5 protein-coding genes are annotated in these 6,000 nt (G+C 47.4%); 2 read left to right on the top strand and 3 right to left on the bottom strand.

Going from position 1 to position 6,000, the window contains the following annotated elements; translation table 11 throughout:
- Window positions 1-256: 256 nt before the first annotated feature.
- The gene (gene dnaJ / locus CXF65_RS09890; protein ID WP_025652943.1) at window positions 257-1,393 is read right to left on the bottom strand and encodes a molecular chaperone DnaJ; all 1,137 of its coding nucleotides are present in this window, start codon (window positions 1,391-1,393) and stop codon (window positions 257-259) included.
- Window positions 1,394-1,820: 427 nt separating this feature from the next.
- Between dnaJ and CXF65_RS09885 the strand changes: the two genes are divergently transcribed.
- Window positions 1,821-2,471 carry a DUF2939 domain-containing protein gene (locus CXF65_RS09885; RefSeq protein ID WP_101211923.1) on the top strand — a complete coding sequence of 217 codons (651 nt, stop codon included), beginning with the start codon at window positions 1,821-1,823 and terminating at the stop codon, window positions 2,469-2,471.
- A 388-nt stretch (window positions 2,472-2,859) separates the two neighbouring features.
- Here CXF65_RS09885 and CXF65_RS09880 read toward each other — a convergent pair whose 3' ends face one another.
- A complete protein-coding gene (locus CXF65_RS09880) occupies window positions 2,860-4,143 on the bottom strand; it encodes an acyl-CoA dehydrogenase family protein (RefSeq protein ID WP_227523246.1) in 1,284 nt (427 codons plus the stop codon).
- Between CXF65_RS09880 and CXF65_RS09875 the strand changes: the two genes are divergently transcribed.
- Window positions 4,135-4,686: a PaaX family transcriptional regulator C-terminal domain-containing protein gene (locus tag CXF65_RS09875; protein WP_227523245.1), complete on the top strand. Its 552-nt coding sequence runs from the start codon at window positions 4,135-4,137 to the stop codon at window positions 4,684-4,686. The two genes, CXF65_RS09880 and CXF65_RS09875, sit on opposite strands and share 9 nt — an antisense overlap.
- Window positions 4,687-4,823: 137 nt before the next feature.
- Here CXF65_RS09875 and CXF65_RS09870 read toward each other — a convergent pair whose 3' ends face one another.
- Window positions 4,824-5,888 (bottom strand): thioredoxin fold domain-containing protein, encoded by a 1,065-nt coding sequence (locus CXF65_RS09870; protein ID WP_101211922.1) that lies wholly within the window; start codon window positions 5,886-5,888, stop codon window positions 4,824-4,826.
- Between the last annotated feature and the right edge of the window lie 112 nt (window positions 5,889-6,000).

The following is a 6,000-nucleotide window of genomic DNA, read 5'->3' as shown; positions in this document are numbered from 1 at the left end:
TGTCAATTATGGCTACGTCTAATGCCAGCATACTTTTTAGAACACCACCTTTATTTTTAATAAAGGGATTTTGCATAATATTTATCGTAAGTTTAGCAAATATCAATGTATCAATGTATCAATTGTCTTTGATACACTCAATAAAAAAGCCTAGAGGTTTCATGTGAAACCTCTAGGCTAACTTAACCACTTATTTGAAATGCTTATCCTGTGTCAACTACTTGCTTTACATATAGCGATTCAGCAATCAGACGTTTTAGTCAAATAACTCACCAATCTTTTTGAAGAATGACTTTTTATGTGGCGACTGTTGATGTTTGCTATCACCATCAAGTGTATCTTGGAATTCGCGTAGTAGCTCTTTTTGCTCACGTGTCAAATTCACTGGCGTCTCGATGACCACACGGCAGATCAAATCCCCTTTCATCGTCGTGCGTACAGGCGTCACGCCCTTGCCGCGCACACGCAGCAACTTACCACTTTGCGTACCTTCGGCGACCTTGATTTTGACTTTGCCATCTAGCGTTGGGATTTCAACTTCTTTACCCAGTGCTGCATCGGTGATACTAACTGGCACGTCCATATAGAGATCGGCACCTTGACGGGTAAAGACGTTGTGCGGTTTGACGCGTACTTCGACGTATAGATCGCCGTTTTGTACACCTGCGCCGCCCGCTTCACCTTCACCCGCTAAACGCACGCGATCACCATCATCGACGCCCGCTGGGATAGATACTTCTAGCGTGCGTGATTTGTCTTTGACGCCATTACCATGACAGTCAGGGCAAGGGTTTTTAATCTGTTTACCAGAGCCGCCACACTGTGGGCAAGCTTGCTGCACGGCAAAAAAGCCTTGCTGCATACGCACTTGGCCCTGACCATGACACATCTGACACGTCACGACATCAGAGGCGTCTTTTGCGCCCTTACCATCACAAGTCTCGCACGGCGCAGGTGCGGTAAAGCTGATTTCTTTTTTGCAGCCGCGTACCGCTTCTTCTAAAGTCAGCTCAATCACATAACGCAAGTCCGAGCCGCGACGTGAACGCCCACCGCCGCCGCCACGTGATTGACCAAAGATATCGCCAAAGTTGCCAAAGATATCGCCAAAGATGTCTTGGAAGTTGCCACCGCCAGCACCGCCGAAGCCGCCACCGCCCATGCCATTTTCAAAGGCTGAATGCCCCATACGGTCGTAGGCCGAGCGCTTATCTTCATCGCTAAGCACTTCATAAGCCATCGAGGCTTCTTTAAACTTGTCTTCAGCATCAGGATCATCAGAATTGCGGTCTGGATGGTATTTCATGGCCAGCTTGCGGTAGGCTCGCTTAATTTCCTTGCTGTCAGCGGTCTTGCTGACACCTAATACTTCATAAAAATCGCGCTTACTCATGGGCTCTCCTATCGTCTTTACAGTGCCGCCGGCTGGTCGATTCATCAACCCTAATCAATTATCACCTTGTTTTTATACGCAGTTGTCCTTAAAGGTTTCACATGAAACATGGCAGACTGCGAATACGGAGGCGATAATATTATGAATCTTATAAGCGAATACGGCGGGATGCTGCTTAGCCAAATCAATTATTAAAAGTTTGCGCTATTTATGGAGATGCCAAGATGATTTATCAAGCGCTTGGATGCTGAAATTCTGACTTACGAAGTTTTAAGCCTGCTAAAAAAGGTTTTATTAAGAATTGAGCAAAGGTTTTTATACCTTTATCAAGGCTGGCCATGCTAATATTTAGCGCCATATTAATGGGGTTTTAAATCCTATTTTTGAGATTTACCGCCATTCCGTTTGTGCTAAGGTAGCAATTTTTATGAAAAAGCTGATTGTTTTATTGATTGTCATTGCAGTCGCGGTCTATGGCGGCTCGCCTTATTACAGCGCTTATCAGCTCAAAAACGCTTATGATGCCAAAGACGGTGCTGCTATCGCTGCCGCCATTGATTACGAACAGCTGCGTCCAAGTATCCAAACGCAATTGACCGATCAATTTGCCAATACCATGACCCATTATCCATTGGTTGCTGAGTTGGGTGGTGCGCCTTTGACTGAGGCGGCAAATGGCTTTATCACACAGGCAGTCGCTGGTGCAATCACCCCACAAAATATCGAAAAACTGATTAGTACTCAAGGGCAAGCCAATAGCGCGACCAAGGAGCTGGCCGCTGCATGGGCAATCGCTAGCAACCAAGTCGATCTTAAAAATCTGATTCAAAACTTAATCATCCAGCGCGGCGATGTCAATGCGGTGGTTCAAAATCAGATGCAGCAAATCATGAAAAAACAAGCGGCGGAACTTGAGCAGCAGGCCGCCCAAGGGTCAGACAGTGATAAGCCAACATTGAGCTATTGCGGTATCAATTGCTTCACTATCAGCGGTCAAGTTAAAGGCTACCCGCTCACTGTAGAGATGCAGCGCGACGGTCTGATTGATTGGAAAATCGTTGATATCGTCTTGCCATAACATAATGTGAATGGCTATTGGGGAATTTTTCTATAGAGCGTTTTGACTTATTCTACTTCTGAAACCTCTAAATATAGTCAATTTGAAATAAAATCGACACGCTAATATTGCCAGTGCTACTGGGATAAATTTTACCTGCTTGCTGTGTCTACGCTGACAGAGGCTGCGCAAAATTCATCCCAGCAGCACTGTATTGGTTTTTTATAATGATTCAACTATAATCAGCGTTCTCAAAATTGTAAATTGCACGACGCGATCCATTATTTCCCAAGCTACTGTTGCCCAAGATTTCTCTTACTGATCTGCTCATCGAATTACAGGCGGTAGGAATACCGCCCAAAGTCATACGATAAACGTGATATCTTTTTAGGCCTAATAGCAGGACGATTTATTGTGCCGCTATTGTCGCACCAGCAGCACGTTCAATCAATTGCGCTACTGGCGCATCGGGGCTCAAAGTACCAAAGGTCAATCCGTGTTCGCCTGCAATGCGCGAACGGCAGAATTCCGTCGCGATGTCTGTATGATCACCCAGCAGAAAAATCGACGCCTGCAGCATCAATGCCAAGCGCTCAATCACATAACGACTCCGAAATTCTAAGGTCTCGATATCGTCGAAGCGTTGCGCCAAGCATTTGAGTTCGGCATCGTAATGGGCATTCTTACCAGCAGCATTCTGCAATTCGGCAAATAGAGCGTCGCGCGTTTCCGGCTCTTTGCGTAAGGCGCGTAATACATCGAGGCACTGCACATTGCCACTGCCCTCCCAGATAGAATTCAATGGCGCTTGCCGATAAAGGCGCGGCAGGATATTTTCTTCCACATAGCCGATACCGCCCAAACACTCCTGCGCTTCATTCACCAATACGGGGGTGCGCTTGCATATCCAGTACTTGCCAATGGCAGTCGCAATGCGTGCCAATGCAGTCTCATGTGGGTCTTTGCCACTCATTTCAACCGCACGAGCAACACGCATGGTCAGAGCGATGGCGGCTTCTGACTCCAAAGCCAAATCAGCCAACACATTGCGCATCAGAGGCTGGTCAACCAGCAGTTTGCCAAAAGCCTCGCGCTTGCTAGTATGATGAATCGCCTGCACAACGGCTTGGCGCATTTGTGCTGAAGAGCCAATCATACAATCCAATCGGGTTAACGCCACCATCTCTAAAATGGTAACGATGCCGCGCCCTTCTATACCAACCAATTCACCAAACGCGCCTTGGAACTCGACCTCGGATGAAGCATTGGACCAATCGCCCAGCTTATCCTTTAATCGTTGTATTCGAACCGCGTTGCGCGTGCCATCGGGCAAAAAGCGCGGTACTAAGAAACAGCTAAGACCGCCTTCGGTCTGTGCCAGCACCAAATGCGCATCACACATTGGCGCTGAAAAAAACCATTTATGACCGATGATCTCATAGCTTCCATCTTCTCGGCGAAGCGCTCTGGTGGTATTGCGCCGTAGGTCTGAGCCGCCTTGTTTTTCGGTCATGCCCATACCGATAGTACAGCCTGTTTTTTGTTCCATTGGCAGGCTACGTGGATCATATTCCGCTGATAGAAGCTTGGGCAACCATTTTTTTGCCAGTGCCGGTGCATGGCGTAGCGCAGGAATCGCTGCAAAGGGCAAAAACTGGGTGCTGATGTAGCGGCATGGTCTACGGTGGATCAACGTGTGACAGAATGGGACAGCACATGGATCGCCGTTACCACGGGCGGCCTACCACGTAGCGACCGTAAAGTGCTCCGTGCCCGTGCACGCGCGCTCTCCTTGTTAGGCTTTCGAGAGCTAGATACCGGTCTTTATCTGCGCCCCAACAATCTATCGGGCGGCGTCGATACCGTACGCGCACGACTGTTAGATCTCGGCTTGGGAGAGGAAGCTGCCGTTTTTAAAGCCAGCGTCTTTGATAGCGTTCGACAGGAAAAAGCCTTATCACTTTGGTCTGATATGCAGCTGGAAGCAAGCTATAAAGAAATCTCACAACGATTGAATGACTGGTTGGCCACCAAAGATAAGCTACCACGTGAGGCTGCCTTGCGTGACGTCTATCTGCTCGGTGATGCCGGTATCCGCAGCGTAATTTTTGATCCGCTGCTGCCCGCACCGCTGGTCAATGAGACCGAACGGCAACAGTTCTTTGCTACCGTCAGACGCTTCAATAATGAAGGTCGCCGCCTGTGGTATGCGTTTTTTAAGGAAAGTAATTTATGAAAAGAGTCGTTTTAAAAGTGATATTTTAAAATCGAGACAAGCCAGCCGAGTGTACGCGATACATGAGTATGGCTGGCGAGTTTGATTTTGTGGCAGTTTTATAGTGGACAGACGATAAATTATTTAATGCCCAAAGGTTATTTAATACCTAGAAATTCTAAAAACTCTGGACTCTCAAAGCTCGCTTGATAGAGGACGCCATCTTCACGATAAATAGCAGGCGTGGCCATCACTGCCAGTCCTGCCGCTTTTTCGCGATTGGGCGTCACGTAATCAACATTACAGCTGGCAGCGGCTGGCGTCATTTTCCCAATTAACATGGCTTTATCAAGGGCTTTGCGGCGGCTGTCCTTATCAGCTTGGCACCAAATGGCACGCATTTGCGCAGGTGACTGCTCATATATCGGATAAGCGATGGTTTTTACTGTGACACCTTTGGTATTGAGCATAGGAAATTGTTGATGTAGCTTACGGCAATAAGGGCAATTGACATCGGTAGCCACATAAATAATGGCTTTTTCTGCGCTGATAGCGGGATAAGTAATCAATTGCGACTCATCTAAAGCGGCAAATACTGATTGATTTTTGCGCATTTCAAACGCTTCATCAAGTCCGATAAATTGACCGTTTTCGATGACGGATATCTCACTGTCAGTGATGTATTGCGCATCGTCCGATAGCAAGAAAGGCACCCCTTCTAACGTTGCTCCCCAGATAACGCCCGGCACTGCCGTATAAAAGAAAGGTGTTTTAGCGCTCATATTTTTCAGCGCACTCATATTGGCGAGTAGCGATGACTTGACGGTAGCACTGACCGGCTTGCCTATTTGGTCACGATTACTACGGACTGGCGTTTTTGTCACGACCCGCTTGCTGGGGTTTTTCTGTAGCTCGCCTTGGATGACATAATTGCCATCCTTAGTGATATGCAGTGGTAGCTGCCCTACTAGGTTGACTTGATACATATTAGGCAACTTAGAAGGCACAATTGAGGTTATTTGTGTCTTAATCCCTGCTTGCGTTAGTAACTGGCGTAAGCGCTTGTCCACGGACTGGCCTACCGTGCCAGCGGCTGGCGTGGTTTGCGCGCTTGAGCTGATTTTATTATTGGTAGCATCAGTGGCGCTCGGCTCGGCACAAGCTGTCGTCGCCAATAGTATCGCGCTCATCAAACCAGCAGACTTTAATAAAAGTTGTTTCACGGAGACGGTCCCATTTGTTATAAAAGAGGTGTTTTAACAGACGTGTTCGGCAAGTTTCTCTAACAAGCATCCACTTCATTATGCAAAAACATAGATTAAAAAGATAACGGGA

Origin of the sequence: Psychrobacter sp. Sarcosine-3u-12 (assembly GCF_002836005.1) — a bacterium.
Taxonomy (GTDB): Bacteria; Pseudomonadota; Gammaproteobacteria; order Pseudomonadales; family Moraxellaceae; genus Psychrobacter; species Psychrobacter okhotskensis.
Note: the sequence above shows the minus strand (reverse complement) of the source record. Positions and strands in the feature narration are given on the sequence as shown.

Excerpts from the sequence above, each read along its gene's own strand:
- dnaJ (WP_025652943.1), bottom strand. The coding sequence starts at position 1,393 with ATGAGTAAGCGCGATTTTTATGAAGTATTAGGTGTCAGCAAGACCGCT.
- CXF65_RS09885 (WP_101211923.1), top strand. The coding sequence starts at position 1,821 with ATGAAAAAGCTGATTGTTTTATTGATTGTCATTGCAGTCGCGGTCTAT.